This window comes from Streptomyces sp. NBC_00273, from assembly GCF_036178145.1.
Lineage (GTDB): Bacteria > Actinomycetota > Actinomycetes > Streptomycetales > Streptomycetaceae > Streptomyces.
Genome location: NZ_CP108067.1, coordinates 7,877,039 through 7,894,266, shown reverse-complemented (window position 1 = coordinate 7,894,266; position 17,228 = coordinate 7,877,039). Strand labels below are relative to the sequence as shown.

Sequence of the window (17,228 nt, the reverse complement as noted above, 5' to 3'; positions counted from 1 at the left end):
TGCGAGTGCTCCTTTGTCTGGGATCAGTGGGACGGATTCGTGGAGTGGTTGAGGATGAAGGTGAGGGCATCAGCGGCGGGACCTGCGGGAAACTCTCGCTCGGGGTGCCACATCAGTCCCCACCAGGGCAGGTCACGGTGGGCGAACGCCTCGACGGTGTCGTCCTCCGCCAGGGCGAGGGGGCGCAGTTGTTCGGGCAGACCATCGGCTGGGATGGCCCAGCGGTGGTGGGAGGCGACAGTGAACTGCTCGGGCCACTGCCAGGGGGCGTCACCTGTGCTTCGGACGTGGTGGCGGGTACCGGAGTGGCCGTGCTGTCCGTCCACGAGCCGGGCACCGAAGCGGTGGGCGATGGATTGAGCACCACGGCAGATGCCGATGACTGGTGTCCGCAGTTCCTCCGCCTGCTCAAGAAGCCACGTTTCGACGCGGTCTCGTTCAGGAGCCACGTCGTTCGGGTCCGGGACGGACGGCAGATCGTTGCCGCCGGTGAGGATCACAGCCGCCAGGGGCAGGCCCCGCAGTGTGCGCTGAGCGATGGGGAGATTGTTCGGTACGGCCAGGAGGCGTCGGTTGCTGACCGCTTCCAGGGCGTACCACTGGCGGTCCAGGTAGTCACCTTCTTCGGATCGGTGCGGGTAGGAGACGTGGCGCTGTGTGATCGCGATCCATCCAGGTCCCTTCACCGGATCACTTCCAGTCGGCGTGCGTCGCAGTCGACGACCAGGCGGTCGGCGACGGCGCAGGCGGCATGGGACTGGGGGCCGGCTCCGATGGCTGCCGGGATGCCGAGTTCTGCGCACCGGATGGCCATGTGGCTGTTGGCCCCGCCGTATGCGGTCACCAGTGCTCCCGGCCGGTGAGCGAAGATCCAGTCGTAGCCGGGGTCGGCGGATTCGATGACGATGATGCTGCCGGACTCCGGCGGGCTGGCCGGTGCGGGAGCAGCGTGCACACGTCCGTCCACGCGTCCGGTGCCGATGAAGTTGGTGCGCCCCGATCCCCGGCGGAAGCAGTGCAGGTCGCCGGTGTCGGTGATGACCTCGGGCAGTTCCACCTGCGCCTCCGCGGCCCCAATGGCCCGACGGCGAAGTACGGTCGCAGGCCAGGTGTCCGAGGGTGTGGTCAGGAGGTCGGCGATGGTGAGGTGGGTGATGTCGTCGCGGCTCAGGCCAGCGGTTCCACCCAGCGTCGCGATGGTTTCCAGTGAGGCGCTGACCCATGCCGCGTAGACGGCCTTGCCGTGTTCGCGGGCGGTTATGGCTTTGCGGAAGAAGTCCTCCGCACCGTCCGCATCGATCCCCAGGGGCTCCAGTACGCCGGCGACCTGGTGGCTGAGCTCTGGGGACCACGGAGCGCCGCAAAGAGGTTCGACGTGGTAGGGCTGGTCCAGCAGGGGGCGGAGGTAGCCTTCCGGGTCCTGCCCATAACTGGGGACCGTGAGGTCGTAGGTGCCGGGCCGGATCCATCGGTTCCGGTCGACGAACGTCTCCCAGCTCAGGCGACCTGCGGCAACCTCGGTGGCGTCGCGCTGCATGCGCGTGGTGACGGTCCCGAGACCACGCATCCAGTCGTCGTAGCGGTCGGCCTGCCCCGCCTCGCGCAGCGAGCGCAGCAGGTCGACGGCTACGAAGCCGGCGCGGGCGAGATGAGCGAAGACCTGGCCCGCGCGGCGCGTCCGTTCGAGGGTGGCCTCGAGGCGACTGGGGTGGGTGTCCTTCTCCGTCGGCAGGCCCAGCTGGGCGAGATCGTTCATGTCGCCCGTCAGCCGGACGATGCCGGTCCGCGTGATGCGCAGGAGATGGTCGTGCAGGTTGTCGAGGGTCGTCTGGCCGACTCCCGACTGTGTGAGGTAGGAGGTGCGCTGGCTCAGGTCGGGAGTCCAGCAGGTGGCCGCGATCTCGAATTCGATCTTGTCGTGCGAGTCCGGGTCCTGGCTCAGTCGCGCGATCTGTGCCTGGAGCACCTCGCGCGCCTGCTTCTCGCCGAGGTCGGCCGGCAGGAAGGAGGCCAACGACGCGCGCACGTCGATGTAGGGGTGTCCGGCCAGGGTGTGCATGAGCGGGACACCACGCAGATCGCGGTACCCGTACTCCTTTCGCTGACGTGCCCATGACAAATCAGTGATGAAGTGGCGGTAGAGCGAGATGGAGAGCGGGCGAGGTCGCCGGCCCAGCATCTCGGCAGGGTTCCAGTCCGCCATACAGGACAGGGCGGGCCGGTCTCCGAGCAGACGGTTGTCCGAGATGCTCATGTCCTCGACTGTCCGCCGGGCTGCCGACAGGATGGCGGTAATCTGGGCGTCGTCAGTCGTCCGGCCCCGCCCCGCGGCAAGCGGCCTGACCTGCAGCAGGTGCACGCCGTCTTCGGTGATCGCCAGTTCGGTGTCGAGGCGGTTCGTCCCTGCCGCGTCCTCCGTCTGGGCCGCTGCCCCCAAAACGCGGGCGGCGAAGTCCGGCAGGCCGTGAGCGGACGGGTTCTCCAGAACACGCTCCAGGCTGTCCCGGTGGACGTACCAGGTGTCGACGTGGTCTCCGGTGCCGCTGGTGACCATGTCAGTGCGCCCTGAGGTGCTGTCGAGCGCCGCCACGTAGTAGGACGCTCCGGACAGTGTGCGGGTGGTCACCACTGCGGCGGCGAGCACCGGCTGCAGAAAGCGCTGGACGAGCACCTTGTTGGCGGCGTCGGGGGCCGGGTAGGAGGCGAACACCTTGGTGATCGCCTGGGCCAGAAGCGTGTCACCGCCACCGGTCACAGGCACACTGTCGTATTCGCCGGCGGCCGAGCGCTCCCAGGAGTCTTCGGCAACGGCGCAGCTCCGGACGATCACGGGCGAGGTGCCGTAGACGCGGCGGATATCGCGGAGTGCGGCTGCCCGGTTGTCTTGCCACGCCGTCCAGGTGAGCGTGTGGCCACGGTCGACATGCACTTCCGGCAAGACGGGAGCAAGCCTGCGCAGCGACACGTCCTTCCCTCCGAGCAGGAGCCGTGCCCGCTGGTCGCCGTCGGTCAGGGGCACCAGTCCGTGCTCACGTCCGTGGAACGGAACGTGATGCTCCTCGATGAGGTGTCGGACAGTCTCGATCATGGTTGCCTGGGCGCGCGGCGGGCAGTTGACGATGCAGGCGGCGTGGGCGCGCAGAGCAAGATGTCCGAAGCTGTAGGCGGCTCCCTCGTCGGCCTCCTCGCCCGTCCACACCCTGATTCCCTGGTCGTCAAGGAGGGCACGGCTGCACTCGGCGGTGGGCAGCGCCCTCAGCTGGCACCACAGCACGGAGGCGAAGGCGGTACGGTCCGGCAGCGACCGGAGATCGGTGTCCGTGTCCTGGAGTTCGACGACCCTGACACGGGTGCCAACAAGTTCGGTCAGGACCGAGGCGAGACGGTCGTTGTCGGACCACGGTCCCGCCGTCCTCGCCGGTCGGGGAAGTATCACGGCCACCTGCTTGGCCGGCGGGAAGCCGGTAGTGGCGTCCTTCGCAGAAGAGTCGTGGTCGTGCAGGGCGCCGGCGGGCGCCGCAGCCGGACCGATCCGGCGGGCCAGCAGGTCGATCTGCGTGGTCTTACCCGTGTTATCGGCCCCATTGAAAGCGACCGACAACTTCGTGGATTCGTGATTCATCAGGTTTCTCCTCCTACAGTGCGGGCAGCACAAAGCGCTGCCCACCACATGGGTGTTCAGGGAAAAGGGGTCAAGTGCGGGATCCGGCCTGAACACGGCCAACCCCGATGGGTTCAACACACAACACAGCGCCCGGATCGATGACATCGTCCGCGCACAGCTGGGTGATTGGGCTGAGACATTCAGCTATCTCTCATGCCACCACCCGGATCGGCTCCGCCGATCACATGATTTCCTCTCTCAACGCCTCATCCGAACCAGCCGCGCTGATCGAACACTTCGTCATTCCCAGTCCCGGATCGGCTTCGCCGATCTCCTCCCACAGCACGGGCAGCACAAAGCGCCGCCCACCACATGGGTGTTCAGGGGAAAGAGGTCAAGTGCGGGATCCGGCCTGAACACGGCCAACCCCGATGGGTTCAACACACAACACAGCGCCCGGATCGATGACATCGTCCGCGCACAGCTGGGTGATTGGGCTGAGACATTCAGCTATCTCTCATGCCACCACCCGGATCGGCTCCGCCGATCACATGATTTCCTCTCTCAACGCCTCATCCGAACCAGCCGCGCCGATCGAACACTTCGTCATTCCCAGTCCCGGATCGGCTTCGCCGATCTCCTCCCACAGCACGGGCAGCACAAAGCGCCGCCCACCACATGGGTGTTCAGGGAAAAGAGGTCAAGTGCGGGATCCGGCCTGAACACGGCCAACCCCGATGGGTCCAACACACAACACAGCACCCGGATCGATAACAACGTCCGCGCACAGCTGGGTGATTGGGCTGAGACATTCAGCTATCTCTCATGCCACCACCCGGATCGGCTCCGCCGATCACATGATTTCCTCTCTCAACGCTTCATCCGAACCAGCCGCGCTGATCGAACACTTCGTCATTCCGAGTCCCGGATCGGCTTCGCCGATCAAACTCGCGTTCTTCGCTGATGTACCGGCCACTCCCGACCAGACCCCGGCATGATGTCCCCCAGCTCGGCATCCACTTGGTCTGCTTCGGGGCGTGTCTTCAAAGGGTTCTGAAGGGGGATCACGTCGGCATGGTGCGTCGTCATGAGCTGACGGATGTGGAGTGGGAGGCGCTGGCCGGGCTGTTGCCGCGGCCCTCCTCGGGACGGCCGAGGTTGGACGACCGGCGGGTGCTGAACGGGATCGTGTGGAAGCCGCGGACGGGGGCGGCGTGGCGTGACGTGCCGGCACGGTAGGGGCCCTGGAGGACCCTGTACACGCGTTTCCGCAGGTGGGCGCTGGACGGGACGTTCACGCGAATGCTGGCCGCGGCCGGCCTCTCGGCTTCGTCCTCACCGGCGGCAACGCCGCCGACTGCACCCGCTTCGAGGAGGTCATGGACACCATCAAGGTCCGCCGGGCCGAGCCCGGGCGACCCCGAACCCGCCCGGACCACGTCCTGGGCGACAAGGGCTACAGCTCCCGCAAGATACGTGCCTAACTGCATAAACGCGGGATCGGCCACACCACCCCGAACGCCGTGACCATCCGAGATCCGTGATCTCGACCCCGCGGAGCGTTGCGGTGATGAACCAGAACACCAGGGCCATTGCGAAGACGAGGAATGACGAACGGCACGACACCGAGCCGGCGGATCAGGGTGAAAGACTGCCGCGGCACCGGGCGGAGCGGAAGGTGTACCGATCGCCCCGAACCCGGGCGGTCACCCAGTCGAGCTGGCCGGGCTCGATCGGGACCGGGTGCTGTCGCCTGTCGCCGGGTCGGCGACTGTGGCGATCACGGGCGCTGTGCCCTCCGCGGGTCGGTCGGGTATCCGTCGGCCCGCTCGGCGAGCGCCTGGGCGAAGTCGGCGGCGGCCGTGGTGGTCTCGGTGCTCAGGCGTCGGCTTTGGTTCGCTGGGCGATCTCTTCTTCGAGTAGGTACGCCTCGCCCCACGGGTTCTGCTCCTCGACGGGGCGGCCGTTCCTGATGTCGCGCAGCCGTTCGCGGCGGCGGTCCTGGACGTAGCCGCGGCAGTGCAGGGCATCGTGACGGGAGGTGGGCCAGTTCGAGGCGGTCGCGCACCACCCGCAGTGCGGCGTGCGGGTCAGGCTGCGCCGGATGGCGAGGGTGAGCAGAGTGGCGGCGCAGCCGAGCAGCGCGCCGATCGCGAGCATCATGTCGGGTCTCCGTCCTTCGTGGTGGTGTTGGCGGCGAGGAAGGCGCCGGCGGCGGCATCTTCGCTCGTGTCGTATGTGAGGTCCTCGGGCGCCTCCTGGACCTTGCGGTTCGCGGTGGTGGCAATTCACCACCGGGATGGGTGCACAGCCTCCGAGCTGACCGGTTGGGGCCAGCGCTTGCTGCGCCCTGGCGGGTCGCACCCCAGGCAGCGCCAAGGTCTGGGTAGTTCGCGCCGTGCATTCCGGCGATGGCCGCAAAGTTGGCGGCGAGGCGCTCGGCCTCGACCATGACCTGCCGCAGGGCCCACGAAGCGATCGCGCCCGTGCGCGAGGGGGATGGCGATGCCTCTGCAGATCCGCTTCCGGATCGACTGCGTCGATCCAGGTCAGTCACCACCCAGCCCCTGCTCGCAATAGAGCTCGCTGATTCGGGCCACGGCTCCAGCTGGAGGTTCGTAGACCTGCGGCAGCTTGCTGATCGTGATGTCGAGGTCTCTGACATCCGGCAACAGCGCGGGCCGCGGCATCGCTGCTCCTTCGGCAGTGAGTGTGCGCCGGAGCAGTCGTCGTACCCTTCCCCTGACTGCACGGACACGTCCCCCACAGAGTGTGGGGCTCCTCCGAGCACGAGGGCCAGCGCCGGGGGGCCGGTGGCAGGTCGGTTGCGGCGGCGTCCTTGGTCTGGCTCACTTGCCCATCCCGAAGGCCAAGCGGCAGCCGGGGCAGTTGATCGAGTCGGGGACCCGGCCGGGGGTGAGGTGCGACATGTGGCCCTGCTCCCGCAACTTCACCCCGCCGGTCGCCTCGAGTCGATGGTCGGGAACGGGATCTCGACCGGCTCCCTGTGCCAGAAGTGCGTGGTCAGGGTGCCCTTGATCGGTGATCCGGAACCGCTCACCCTCCGGCGGCTCTCGCCCTCGTACAGCCATCCATCCGTCGACCCCCAGCCGCGCACCTTGCACTGGTACTCGGCCTCGGCCTCCTCAGGCGTCTTGTACGTGGTGATCGTCGCCTTATACCGCTCCCGCTCGCTGCGCAGGTGGTTGCATGAGTCCGACCAGCCCGGGGTGCGCACGTAGTACGACCTCGGTCTCGGCGTAAATCCCGGCTCCGTCTTCTCGCAGCACGGCTCAAGAACGCAGACGGCGAAGACGTCCACCATGAATCTCCTTCCCACTCCAGCCGCAAGCCAGCTCTGTGGCTCGCGACCAACTGCCCATCCGGAAGCGGATGGTGGCGGCCGACGGAACATCGGACTTCGGATCTGCCGGATCCGTGCGCCAGGCCTCGTAGGCCGCCAGCGTCGTGGATCCCGTTACCAGCAGACACCGGCGGATCGCGGCGATGAGTTGTTCCTGGGTCCACTTCGTCGTCGCGTCCTGCAGTTGTTCCGGCTGTGCGACCGTGTCGAGTCCCGCGAGTTCTATCGCGCGGTTCCAGCTGCCGAAGCGCCGTTCGTAGAGCGGAGAAGAGGGGTCTGCGTCCCCGCGGCGCTGCTCGAACTCGCGACGTCCGAGGAGCCTCTTCCCCTGCGCCAGGCGGATGAGCACGCGGAGAAGCTGCTGGTCGCTATAGACGACCGGGCCTGGCTTCATGGGCGCGGGTACGTGCGCAGCACGCATAGTCATGTCCGGCGCTCTCCTTCCGGAAGCGGACGCGCGTCAGAGTGTGGCCCCCTGCATGAGCTGCTGGTCGCGGGCGATGGACACGGGCACTCCGCTGAAGGTTCGAGGGAGCCGACCGCAGCAGGTCGAGTCGTCCATATCGACTGCGAGGCACGGCAGTTCCCCCGGCCAGGCTGCGCCCTGCTCGTCGACGTAGGCCGGGTCCTCGCCCTCGAAGAGGGTCGGTACCAGGTCTTGTGCTCATCACCCACGTGCAGCGTGAGCGTCAGCAGATCGACGTCGGCGGTGGTCCGAGCAGAAGCAAGAGCAGTCATGGCGAGCAGTCCTTCGCGGGAGGAGATGAGAAGCCCACGAACAGCCGCCCGACAGGGGGCCACCCGTAGCCGACACGCGCACGGCGCCATCGCAGAGCCCTCCGGATCAGCTCTGTTGACCCCCAAGCGCCAAACAGGCCCGCAGGCACTCCGCACGCCCTAGTCCCGCTCTGCACGGCCTCTACATCCTCTATCTCGCGACATTCTGACTCATCACAGACCATCATTCAATGACCACTCGAATGAGATACCCTCATAGATCAGTGGATCCAATCAGACTGGTCGGCAACAGGGGATGCGAGGCGAGAAGAGATGAGGACCTGGAGGACGGGGAAGGCTGGACTCTCCACTGCGGCGCTGACTGCGGGCGTCGTGCTCGTTGGGTGCTCCAGCGGCAACGGCGGAACGGCCAAGGAGGCACAGCCATCGCCTGCATCAAGCCCGACCGCAAGCGCAGCCAAGGTCGCTGACAAAGCTCTCAGCAAGGCACTGGACAAGCTCGCCTTCCAAGGCGCCGGAAGCTCCAGAGAGGACGGCGGAGCCTGCCTGGCTAGCGCAGTGCGGAAGGCGGGAATGTCGGAGGAGGCGCTGGCCTACATCGTCGAGGCCGACAGCGACGACATAGGCGCAGTCATCGGCGGACTGAACAAGGTGAGCGAGGACGACGCCGCGCTCCTGGCCTCGCGGTCACTGCGCAAGGACTTCGACGGATGCATCAGCGAGGCCGCACTTCCGGACAGCGGCAGCCCCAAGGCTCAGAGCTACGCGCCGCCGGAGGCAGCCGCGAAGCCAGTGGTGGGCAAGCCGAACCTGAAGCCGGCTTACCCAGTCCGCGCGGATCAGCCAGTCAGCTCGTCCATCGAGCTCACGAAGGGCCTGGTCTCGATGTTCTCCTCCTACGCCCGTGACGAGAGCCAGAAGAAGACCTACGCGGCGGCCGGCCAGTGCCTGTCGACCTTGGTGTACAAGGCAGGCTTCAGCCAGGAGGCGCTGCACTTCTTCGCCGGCGGTGCGCCGCTCGGCACCGGGTCAATCGTCGAACACCTGCCGAACGACAAGGACAAGGCGATCTGGCAGTCCCCGAGGTTCACCCAGGAACTTGTCGACTGCACGACGAACACGACGCCGACTCCCCTGCCCGCCTCCTGAGCGGGCACTCATCATGGCGAGGGGGGCGACTGGGCACGTCTTCGACTCTACCGATGCTCGACAGGACATAGAGAGTGGCAGATGCCTTATCCACTAGCGTCGATAAGGCGACTTCACGGATTGGCAAGGCAAGGCATGGAGAAGCCGCAGATGACTGCCGCACACGAGTTGGAAAAGACGACGCAACCTGTGCGCGGCCCGAAGAAGAAGCTGCCGGGCGGGACACAGAGCAACAGCGGTGGCCGCCAGGGCATGTTCGTCCGGCTGAGCTCGGACGACAAGCAGCGCGCGGAGTACTGGGCCGACAAGCGCGGGTTCTCCTCGGTGAGCGAGTACGTGGCCGAGGCGGTGGTCGAGAAGATCCGGCGCGAGAACCTCGACTATGACCTGCCGACCCTGGAGATCGCGCGGCTCAATGAGCTCGTCGATCAGGTCGCGGCGCTGGCGACGAACTCGGCGAACCTCGAACGCGTCGTCACCACGGGCTTCGACTCGCTGATCGGGCTCACCCGCGGCGACAACTACCTGCTCGACGAGGAGGACGGTGAGCTCGTATGAGCCGGGACTTCGCAGAGATGCTGGAGGCGGCCACGCCCACCGACGAGGTGATGGATGTGGACACGTCCTTCCTCGACGCCTACCGGCGTGGTGGGAGCGAGGAGTTGAAGCGCGTCCAGGCTCAGGCCGCACCGCCTGAGCCTGAGGCGGCAACACCCGAGCCGGAGGCGCAGTTCGATGAGACCGGCGACATCGACTCTCAACTCGAGGTTGAAGGTCCGCAGGCTGGTCTCGATGGGGAAGCCGAAACGGATCGTCCGAACCTGGAGCCGGACCGCGAGCCCGACGTTGGCGACTCCGAGCGGGCCGGTCGATCCAATCAGCGCGGTGGCGCTGGCGGCGGACAGAACACCGCTGACGGGGTGCTCCCGGGCGGTGTGCCGGCGGGTCCTGCCGCCGATGCCGTTTCCGCTCCCGGGGCACATCCGGACGTGGAGGGCGCCGCTACAGCCGAAATCGCTGCTCATGACGGCGTCGCCGCACCGGACGAACCCGAGCGGGTGGGGCCCGGATCGCCGCAGTTCACCGGTGATCAGGGCGCCGTGCAGAGCGCGCCCCCGAAGGGGGGCTCGGTCAGTACAGCCGAGACCGCCGCGCTCCCCCAGTCGGGCTTCCGGCTCGCCGGCGTGCAGAGCCAGCCGCACATCAAGGCACTGCCCGACAGCGTCATGAACGCGCTGCGGGAGCAGCTGCGAGCAGCCGCAGTCCGTGAGCTGGGCGTGAGCGACAGCGCCGCTCGGGGGTTCAGCCGGCGGCTGAGCCAGGGCACGCTGGTGATGGCGTTCCTGTTGGCACAGCTCGACCTGCACCTTGATGCCGATCCTGCCACCGAGCGCGCCGTGGAGCTGTTCCGCTCCCGCGACCCGCTGCTGGGCGGCGTGTTGACACGGTTGATGAGCATCGAGGCTGTCGAACGCGAGCGGGACGGGTTGTTGCGCAAGCTGCGCGACGAGCTGGGCGAGGTGCGCCAGACCAGCGCGGTGATCGAGCAGGCGCTCGCATACTCCATCGCCGACCGCACGGAGAACTTCCTGCGGGGCTCGCACAACCTTCATGACGCGCCGATCACGCACAAGGAGGCGATCCATCTCCGGGACATGGCCCGTGAGGCGACCCAGAAGCAGTCGAGGCTCGAACGCGAGCGGGAAGGGCGGCCGTTCCGATGACCGCGACGAGCAAGGAGAAGCTCCTTCCCGTCCGTCAGCGCTGCGAAGATCTGCTGATCAAGCTCAGGGGCCAAGCCACTCGCAAGCAGGTCGCCGAGTTGCCCGGCGTGCTGCCCATCCGAACGGCATGCCGACGCCGCCTTTCCGTGCGCGACCATCGCACCATTCAAGCTTCCCTTAAACACCTTTCAAGCCTCATTCAATCCCTTTTGAAGTAAGCTCACACTCGTTTCCAAGTCAGTGACGAGAAGGAGTCGGCATGGTCGCGATCGTTGTCGCAGAGAAGCCCAGTGCGGCGAGGAACATGGCCAGTGCCCTCGGTGGGACGAAGGGCAGCTACAAGGGCACTGCCTACGAGGTGGTGAGCCTGCGAGGTCATCTCTATGAGTTCGCCCAGCCGCACGCGATGGTGGACTCCTCGCTTGCGGACGCCTATCAGAAGTGGGACCTGGGCAGTCTGCCGTGGAACCCGCAGCATCTTTCGTGGAAGCGCAAGCCGCAGAAGAACGTCGCGGACGTCATCGAGACGCTGCGCAGCGCGCTCGGCCGCGGCGACGAAATCGTCATCGCCACGGACCTGGACCCGTCCGGCGAGGGCGATCTGCTTTTCTGGGAGGCGATCGACGAACTCGGCTTCCATGGCAAGCGGTTCAGCCGTATGGAGTTCACCGATGAGTCGAAAGCCTCGATCCAGAATGCCTTCGAGCAGCGCCGCCCGGTGAAGTCCATGCAGGACGAGGGTGACTACCGCAAGGCGATGTACCGCTCACAGTGGGACTTCCTCTCGATGCAGTTCACCCGGATCGCCACGGCGATGGGCCACCAGTCCGGCCAGGACCTCGTGCTGCGCCAGGGCCGGCTGAAGTCGGCGATGGTCTCTCTCGTCGGCGACCAGCAGAAGGCCTACGACGCGTACGTCAGGAAGCCGTTCTTCCAGAATCGCTTCCGCGACGAGAACGCCGTCATGTACACGAACCCAGACGAGCCGCGGTCCGACCAGAAGGGGCAGGTGCCGCAGCAGTACGGCCCTTCCGCTGTCGTCCTGGACAGCAAGGCGTACAAGAAGACTGCGCCGCCGAAGCTGCTCGACCTTGCCACCTTGTCTTCGATGCTCGTGGGCCAGGGCGTGAAGGCGAACCTGACGCTCTCGACCTACCAGAAGATGTATGAGGACCAGGTTGTCTCGTACCCGCGCACGGAAGACAAGACGATCACGCCTGAGCAGTTCAAGGACCTCGCGCCGCTGGTCGACAAGATCGCCGCCGTGGTCGGCGTTGACGCTGGGCTTCTGACTCACCGGCACCCTCGTTCCACGCACGTGAAGCCCCAGGGCGCGCACGGCGCGAACCGTCCGGGTCCGAAGGTGCCCTCGTCGCTGGACGAAGTCGAGCGCAAGTACGGCAAGGCCGGGCGGCTCATCTACGAGATGCTCGCGAAGAACTACCTGGCCGTGCTCGCCGAGGACTACCTCTATGAGCAGCAGAAGGGCCACGTGGAGAAGTACCCGGACTTCGTCGGCATCGCCAACGTGCCCAAGAGCCCAGGCTGGAAGGCCGTGTTCGATCCGGATACTGGCGACGACGCGGACGAGGGCGACGGGAACGAGTCCCGCAAGGGCCTGGGCCGGAACGCTGAGCCGTTCGTCTTCGAGGGCGCGAACGAGCGCCCCGAGCACCCGACGATGAAGTGGCTCATGAAGCAGCTGGAGAAGCGCGACGTGGGTACGGGTGCGACCCGCACCTCGACGTACTCGGAGGTCACCAACGACGAGGCGAAGTACCCGCTGCTGACCGAGAAGGGACAAAAGCTCAGGCTGGCGCAGGCCGGCGAAATGAGCTGGAGGCTCCTGCCGGGCACGCGCATCGGCGATCTCGGGCTCACCGAGAAGGTCTACGCCGACATGCGCGACATCGCCGCCGGGATCGCTACCGCCGAGGAGCGCCTGGCCGTCGTCGCCGACTGGGTGCGCGAGGACATCGCCACGATGACGAAGAACGCCTCGTCCATGCGCGCCGAGCTGGGCCTGAAGGAGCAGGTCGGCGCCGCCCGCGCCGAGGGCGTGTGGCAGGCCGCGCCAGGTGGCCCGACGAAGGTCGCCTTCAAGAAGGTCTGGTCGGGCCACGAGTTCAGCGATGACGAGGTGGCAAAGCTGCTCGCGGGCGAAACGATCTCGTTCGAGGCGAGGCCGAAGGAGAACAAGCCCTTCCCGGCCACCGGTGCGCTCGGCGTCGGCACCTTCAAGGGTCGCAAGTTCGTCGGGTTCCAGCTGGAGGTGCCGGACATGCCGACGAAGTGGTCTGGCCGGACGTTCACGCCGGCGGAGGTCGCGGCGCTCCTGGCGGGCCAGGTGCTGGAGATCGACGACTTCGTCAGCGCGCGGACTGGCGGGACCTTCGGTTGCAAGGTCACCTGGGACGCGAAGGCCAGGAAGATCACCCCTGATTTCGGCTCCGCCGACGAGCCACCTCGGTCCTGGTGCCAGGTGACCTTCACCGATGCGCAGCGCAAGGACCTGGCGGCCGGTAAGACCATCCAGGGCACGGGCTTCGTCTCTGCCAAGGGCAAGACCTTCGACGCCCGCATCTCCTGGAAGAAAGAGGGCGGCAAGAAGAAGATCGTCCCGTCGTTCGGTTGATGTCGGCCGGGCACTGACGAGTAGCAGCGGGTCCCGGACCTCGGGGCCCGCTGCCGCCATTTCACGACAGGAACGAGGATGCGATGGGAACGATGCGCGAAATCGTGTAGCTGGACGACTTCAGGATGCTGGCGCGGCACCCGCAGCGGGATCCGTCCGGGCTCTGGAGGGTTTGAACGAGCAGCTCGCCCTGCTGAGCGAGCGCCTGCACCACCAGGCGCTGGCTGTCCCGGGGCCGGTCCAGCGGCTCGTCACGGCCACGGCCGGCACCCCGACGCTCTGGTGTATGCGCGCGTGGTGCGTCAAGTGCACCACGCGCGAGTGCTCTCGGTGCTCGATCCGGCCAAGGAGACGCTGTGCGGCGCCGGGCACACACCCCCTCGGCACTCGGAGCGGGCAGTGCTCGACGGGATGCCGGTTCGTCAGGAAGGCCTCGACCAGAGCGGCTCCGCCGATGCGTTGGCCGTGCTCGGCCTAGGCGACGACGTTCCGCGCTTCGAGGCGGAAGCGATGGACTGAGCGCCATCGCTTCCGTGGTGCGACTGATCTGTCAGCCGCTCAAACGGCACTCGATGACCCGGATCCGCTAGTCAGACTCGCCCCATGTCGCCACCCGCGCCCCTTTCACGCTCGTTTCGAATGGCCTATCTGAGATAGGATGTGATTCGCGCGCCTCATGTATGAAGACTTCTCGACAGGTCGAGCAATGACCATTGCGGTCGCAAGGGGGATGGGAGATTCATGGCGAAGCTGTCCTACAAGGTGCCAAGTTCGCTGAACAGGAGCTTTCTGGATCACGAGATCACGCTCAGCAAGGGCGGCTGGGCGGCGAAGCCCTCCCCGATCAAGCAGCTGCTCTTCTTCGCTGGCGGCATCCTCGCCCTGCTGTGGTTCAGCACGTCGACGTTCGTCGCGAGCTCGGGCCCAGTCGCCATCGCGTTCTTCGTCCTCTGGGGACTGGCGGCGATCGCCTACTTCGGCGGGCTGATGAAGACGAAGGAGCTGCGCATCATGCGGGTGCCAGCCTTCCTCGCGTATCTGCCCCGCACGGCCCGCCACGTCCTCACCCGTCGCAGCTCGAACCCCACGGACTTCTACTCGATCGTCGGCATCGACGGGATCGACGAGGACGGGCTGATCCGTTTCTCCGACGGCGGCGAAGGCCGGGTCTACCTGGTCGTCGGCTCAGCGAGCTATCTGCTCTTCGACGAGGACCGGGTCGGGATCCTCGACCGGGTCGACTCCTTCTGGCGCAAGGTTGAGACGGCCTGCGAGCACAGCTTCATCACGACGAAGGAGCCGCAGCGGATCTACCACCAGGTGGCGAACCTGGAGCAGCGCAACCAGGCCCTTGAGATCCGTGACCCCGATCTGATCGAGCTGCAGAACGAGCAGTACGACATCCTCACGCAGCACGTGGGCGGGAAGTTCCCCTCGATCCACCAGTACCTGCTGCTCAAGGGTAGGAACACCGACGCACTGCGCAAGGGGCACCAAGTCCTCCAGGCCGAGGTCGGCGGCTCCACCCTCATGATCAAGGAAATCACGATGCTCGACCGCGAGGAGGCCGAGCCGATGCTGCGGGTCTTCTACCAGGGCATCGACGACGAACTGCTCGATCTCAAGGCGTCGCTGAACTGACAGCGCCAGGCCGACCCACACGACGAGGAACGAACGAAGGACACCATGGCGCTGATGACGAAAGTCCGGGCACAGCTCGGCATCCCGGGAAAGAAGCCTGACGAGACGAATGAGAGCGCGGAGCTCCTGGTCGGTGATCTGCCCGCGGACGACGCTGCTCAGGCTGAGGGCGTGCGGAACACCGCGGCAGCTCACGGCGTGGCCGACGAAGCCGCCGAGCCGAAGAAGAACTGGTGGCAGCGTCGCCGGGAGGTGAAGCACCTCCAGGGCACATTCGACGCCTATCCGCATCTGCTCGCGCTGAAGCCGAAGGAGAAGTACCTCTTCCGCTCCGACTACTTCGAGGTCGACGGCTCGGTCGCCTGCATCCTGGCGTACTTCCATGACGACGCCGCGCACGACAACTTCGCCGCCTTCTGGGGCATCGATCGGATCCCGGACGGCCTGGACGAGCGGGTCACCGCGGTCGTGCTTGAGCAGGTCAAGCGGATGGACGACAAGTGGATCGACTCCTATACGAAACAGTCCGAGAAGCTGGAACGGCTCGATGCCAACGAGCAGGAGGAGACGGGTACGACCTCTTCCAAGCGCAAGGCCGCGAAGATCTCCGGTGACCTCGGGGTCACGATCGGAGAGCTCCAAGACGGCGCGAGCTACCTCTCGGTGCACAACCGGCTCTTCCTCAAGGCCCCGGACCTGACGACCCTGGACGACACGATCGACCGGGTCACGCGCCTGTACATCGACCGCTTCGGCACGCTGAAGGCTGCGCCCTACGCCGGCGAGCAGCGCCAGGAGCTCTCGGGCCTGTGGAAGAACAACGAGAAGAAGAAGGGCAAGGGCTTCCACTTCACCTCGACCGAGCTGGCCGGCTCGTACTCGCTGGTGACCAACGGCCTCAACGACAAGGGCGGCGAGTACGTCGGCTACATGGTCGGCGACGTCAACAACAGCGCCGTGCTCATGGACGTCAACGCCTACGACCACCACGTGATCGTCGCCGACGCCACCCTCAGCGAGTACCTCGACCGCCAGCGGGTGGCCAACATGTGGTGTTCGAAGATCTCGCAGGCGACGCTGCTGAACAACCGCCAGGTCGTCCACCTCGTCCTTGACGGGGCGAACCTCGACAAACTCGGCCCGAGCTTCGAGCGGCTCACCTCGCGCGTGGACCTGAACCAGGGCGACGTGAACATGTTCGAAATGTTCGGCGAGGAGGAGGACGAGTTGACGGTCTTCTCCGCGCAGATGGAAAAGCTCAAGCTGATGTTCGAGCAGCTCTACGAGAGCACCGATGGTGCCGTCGGCTCGATCATCCGCAGTGCCCTCGAAGACACGGCCACGGACTTCTACATCGAGCAGGGCATGTGGCGGCACAACGCCAAGGAGCAGCGCAACCGCCTGCGCGTGGTGAACATCCCGCACACCCAGGTGCCGCGTCTTCAGATGTTCGTCTCCTACCTGGCGACCGCCCACAAGGCGCTGTTGAACTCCAGCAAGACCGACCCGGACCAGCTGCGCGCCTACAACGTGCTCAGAGGCATCGCCAACGCGATGCTGAGCACCAATGGCGACCTGTTCAACAACCACACGGCTTCGGCCGTGGACGGGGTCCGGGATTCGCGGCGCGTGGTCTACGACTTCTCGCGGCTCATGCGCCGCGGCAAGGGCGTGGCGATGGCGCAGCTGGTGAACATCGTCGGCTTCGCCGTCGGCAAGCTGGGGCTCGGCGACACGGTGATCATCCACGGCACCGAGCACATCGACGACCGGGTGAAGAAATACCTCAAGGACCAGTTCGACCACATGCACGAGCGCGGCGGCCGGGTGGTCTACAGCTACAACGACGTCGACAAGATGCTGGCCGACAGCGACTTCAACAAGTTCGACGCTGCGGACTACACGCTCTTCGGCCCGATGCGCGACAAAACAGTGGCGGAGTACCAGAAGCAGTTGCACCAGCGGATCCCGCCGGATCTCGCCCAGCTCATCACGACCAAGGACGAGAACCTCACGTACCTGCGCCGGGGCGTCTCCAACGTGGTCTTTCACCTGGATTTGGCACTGGGGATCAACCCCTACCGCGAGGCCCAACGCAGGCAGGTCCGACGGGAGGCGGCCAGGGCCGAAGAGGCGGCGCGGATGGACTCGATCATGCACGACAAGCCGGCACCGGGCGCGAACCTCACCAGCATCCGGAAGCACAGCGAGGGCGACGGCGGTGAGGCTGACGCGGGCCAGGCTGACGCGATCAAGCGCAACGACGGCAAGAGCCTGCGGCAGCCCGAGAACAACGCGAGGCGACCAGCGGCAAGGCCCAGGCCCAAGAAGCTGGAAAAGACATGAGCGAGGTCAGCACTGATACGAGGACGA

Annotated in this window: 16 protein-coding genes; 10 read left to right on the top strand and 6 right to left on the bottom strand. The window is 66.3% G+C overall.

The window, feature by feature from the left end; translation table 11 throughout:
• Positions 1 to 23 precede the first annotated feature (23 nt).
• On the bottom strand, positions 24 to 686 hold the full coding sequence (locus OG386_RS35315) for a gamma-glutamyl-gamma-aminobutyrate hydrolase family protein (protein ID WP_328791429.1): 663 nt from the start codon (positions 684 to 686) through the stop codon (positions 24 to 26).
• Positions 683 to 3,622: a PEP-utilizing enzyme gene (locus tag OG386_RS35310; RefSeq protein WP_328791428.1), complete on the bottom strand. Its 2,940-nt coding sequence runs from the start codon at positions 3,620 to 3,622 to the stop codon at positions 683 to 685. The genes OG386_RS35315 and OG386_RS35310 overlap by 4 nt, the downstream gene beginning before the upstream one ends.
• 945 nt (positions 3,623 to 4,567) lie before the next feature.
• Between OG386_RS35310 and OG386_RS47040 the strand changes: the two genes are divergently transcribed.
• Complete coding sequence (locus OG386_RS47040; RefSeq protein ID WP_443053247.1) at positions 4,568 to 4,843, top strand: transposase; 276 nt, start codon at positions 4,568 to 4,570, stop codon at positions 4,841 to 4,843.
• A 35-nt stretch (positions 4,844 to 4,878) separates the two neighbouring features.
• Positions 4,879 to 5,088 carry a transposase gene (locus OG386_RS47035; RefSeq protein WP_405786513.1) on the top strand — a complete coding sequence of 70 codons (210 nt, stop codon included), beginning with the start codon at positions 4,879 to 4,881 and terminating at the stop codon, positions 5,086 to 5,088.
• Positions 5,089 to 5,482: 394 nt separating this feature from the next.
• On the opposite strand, the gene OG386_RS35300 is transcribed toward OG386_RS47035, so the two are convergent.
• The 4 genes from OG386_RS35300 to OG386_RS35285 all read right to left on the bottom strand — a co-directional run bounded on the left by OG386_RS35300 (position 5,483) and on the right by OG386_RS35285 (position 7,395).
• Positions 5,483 to 5,767, bottom strand: coding sequence for a hypothetical protein (locus OG386_RS35300; protein WP_328791427.1), 285 nt, complete (start codon positions 5,765 to 5,767; stop codon positions 5,483 to 5,485).
• Positions 5,768 to 6,153: 386 nt separating this feature from the next.
• Entirely contained in the window at positions 6,154 to 6,294 is a 141-nt protein-coding gene (locus tag OG386_RS35295) for a hypothetical protein (protein ID WP_328791426.1), read from the bottom strand.
• 260 nt (positions 6,295 to 6,554) lie between these two features.
• Entirely contained in the window at positions 6,555 to 6,842 is a 288-nt protein-coding gene (locus tag OG386_RS35290) for a hypothetical protein (RefSeq protein ID WP_328791425.1), read from the bottom strand.
• 55 nt (positions 6,843 to 6,897) lie between these two features.
• On the bottom strand, positions 6,898 to 7,395 hold the full coding sequence (locus OG386_RS35285) for a homing endonuclease associated repeat-containing protein (RefSeq protein WP_328791424.1): 498 nt from the start codon (positions 7,393 to 7,395) through the stop codon (positions 6,898 to 6,900).
• Between the two features lie 884 nt (positions 7,396 to 8,279).
• Here OG386_RS35285 and OG386_RS35280 point away from each other — a divergent pair.
• The 8 genes from OG386_RS35280 to OG386_RS35245 all read left to right on the top strand — a co-directional run bounded on the left by OG386_RS35280 (position 8,280) and on the right by OG386_RS35245 (position 17,201).
• Positions 8,280 to 8,855: a hypothetical protein gene (locus OG386_RS35280; RefSeq protein ID WP_328791423.1), complete on the top strand. Its 576-nt coding sequence runs from the start codon at positions 8,280 to 8,282 to the stop codon at positions 8,853 to 8,855.
• Positions 8,856 to 9,005: 150 nt separating this feature from the next.
• The gene (locus OG386_RS35275) at positions 9,006 to 9,413 is read left to right on the top strand and encodes a hypothetical protein (RefSeq protein ID WP_328791422.1); all 408 of its coding nucleotides are present in this window, start codon (positions 9,006 to 9,008) and stop codon (positions 9,411 to 9,413) included.
• Positions 9,410 to 10,579 (top strand): hypothetical protein, encoded by a 1,170-nt coding sequence (locus tag OG386_RS35270; RefSeq protein ID WP_328791421.1) that lies wholly within the window; start codon positions 9,410 to 9,412, stop codon positions 10,577 to 10,579. Before OG386_RS35275 ends, OG386_RS35270 begins: the two co-directional genes overlap by 4 nt.
• Positions 10,576 to 10,797, top strand: coding sequence for a hypothetical protein (locus tag OG386_RS35265; RefSeq protein WP_328791420.1), 222 nt, complete (start codon positions 10,576 to 10,578; stop codon positions 10,795 to 10,797). The genes OG386_RS35270 and OG386_RS35265 overlap by 4 nt, the downstream gene beginning before the upstream one ends.
• A gap of 41 nt (positions 10,798 to 10,838) precedes the next feature.
• Positions 10,839 to 13,214 carry a DNA topoisomerase gene (locus OG386_RS35260; protein ID WP_328791419.1) on the top strand — a complete coding sequence of 792 codons (2,376 nt, stop codon included), beginning with the start codon at positions 10,839 to 10,841 and terminating at the stop codon, positions 13,212 to 13,214.
• Positions 13,215 to 13,535: 321 nt separating this feature from the next.
• Positions 13,536 to 13,733: a hypothetical protein gene (locus tag OG386_RS35255; protein WP_328791418.1), complete on the top strand. Its 198-nt coding sequence runs from the start codon at positions 13,536 to 13,538 to the stop codon at positions 13,731 to 13,733.
• A 222-nt stretch (positions 13,734 to 13,955) separates the two neighbouring features.
• The gene (locus OG386_RS35250; RefSeq protein ID WP_328791417.1) at positions 13,956 to 14,855 is read left to right on the top strand and encodes a hypothetical protein; all 900 of its coding nucleotides are present in this window, start codon (positions 13,956 to 13,958) and stop codon (positions 14,853 to 14,855) included.
• Positions 14,856 to 14,909: 54 nt separating this feature from the next.
• A complete protein-coding gene (locus tag OG386_RS35245) occupies positions 14,910 to 17,201 on the top strand; it encodes a hypothetical protein (protein WP_328791416.1) in 2,292 nt (763 codons plus the stop codon).
• The last annotated feature ends 27 nt before the right edge of the window (positions 17,202 to 17,228 follow it).

Excerpts from the sequence above, each read along its gene's own strand:
- OG386_RS35270 (WP_328791421.1), top strand. The coding sequence starts at position 9,410 with ATGAGCCGGGACTTCGCAGAGATGCTGGAGGCGGCCACGCCCACCGAC.
- OG386_RS35295 (WP_328791426.1), bottom strand. The coding sequence starts at position 6,294 with ATGCCGCGGCCCGCGCTGTTGCCGGATGTCAGAGACCTCGACATCACG.
- OG386_RS35260 (WP_328791419.1), top strand. The coding sequence starts at position 10,839 with ATGGTCGCGATCGTTGTCGCAGAGAAGCCCAGTGCGGCGAGGAACATG.
- OG386_RS35275 (WP_328791422.1), top strand. The coding sequence starts at position 9,006 with ATGACTGCCGCACACGAGTTGGAAAAGACGACGCAACCTGTGCGCGGC.
- OG386_RS35310 (WP_328791428.1), bottom strand. The coding sequence starts at position 3,622 with ATGAATCACGAATCCACGAAGTTGTCGGTCGCTTTCAATGGGGCCGAT.
- OG386_RS35245 (WP_328791416.1), top strand. The coding sequence starts at position 14,910 with ATGACGAAAGTCCGGGCACAGCTCGGCATCCCGGGAAAGAAGCCTGAC.
- OG386_RS35280 (WP_328791423.1), top strand. The coding sequence starts at position 8,280 with ATGTCGGAGGAGGCGCTGGCCTACATCGTCGAGGCCGACAGCGACGAC.
- OG386_RS35265 (WP_328791420.1), top strand. The coding sequence starts at position 10,576 with ATGACCGCGACGAGCAAGGAGAAGCTCCTTCCCGTCCGTCAGCGCTGC.
- OG386_RS35285 (WP_328791424.1), bottom strand. The coding sequence starts at position 7,395 with ATGACTATGCGTGCTGCGCACGTACCCGCGCCCATGAAGCCAGGCCCG.
- OG386_RS47040 (WP_443053247.1), top strand. The coding sequence starts at position 4,568 with ATGTACCGGCCACTCCCGACCAGACCCCGGCATGATGTCCCCCAGCTC.
- OG386_RS35250 (WP_328791417.1), top strand. The coding sequence starts at position 13,956 with ATGGCGAAGCTGTCCTACAAGGTGCCAAGTTCGCTGAACAGGAGCTTT.
- OG386_RS35300 (WP_328791427.1), bottom strand. The coding sequence starts at position 5,767 with ATGATGCTCGCGATCGGCGCGCTGCTCGGCTGCGCCGCCACTCTGCTC.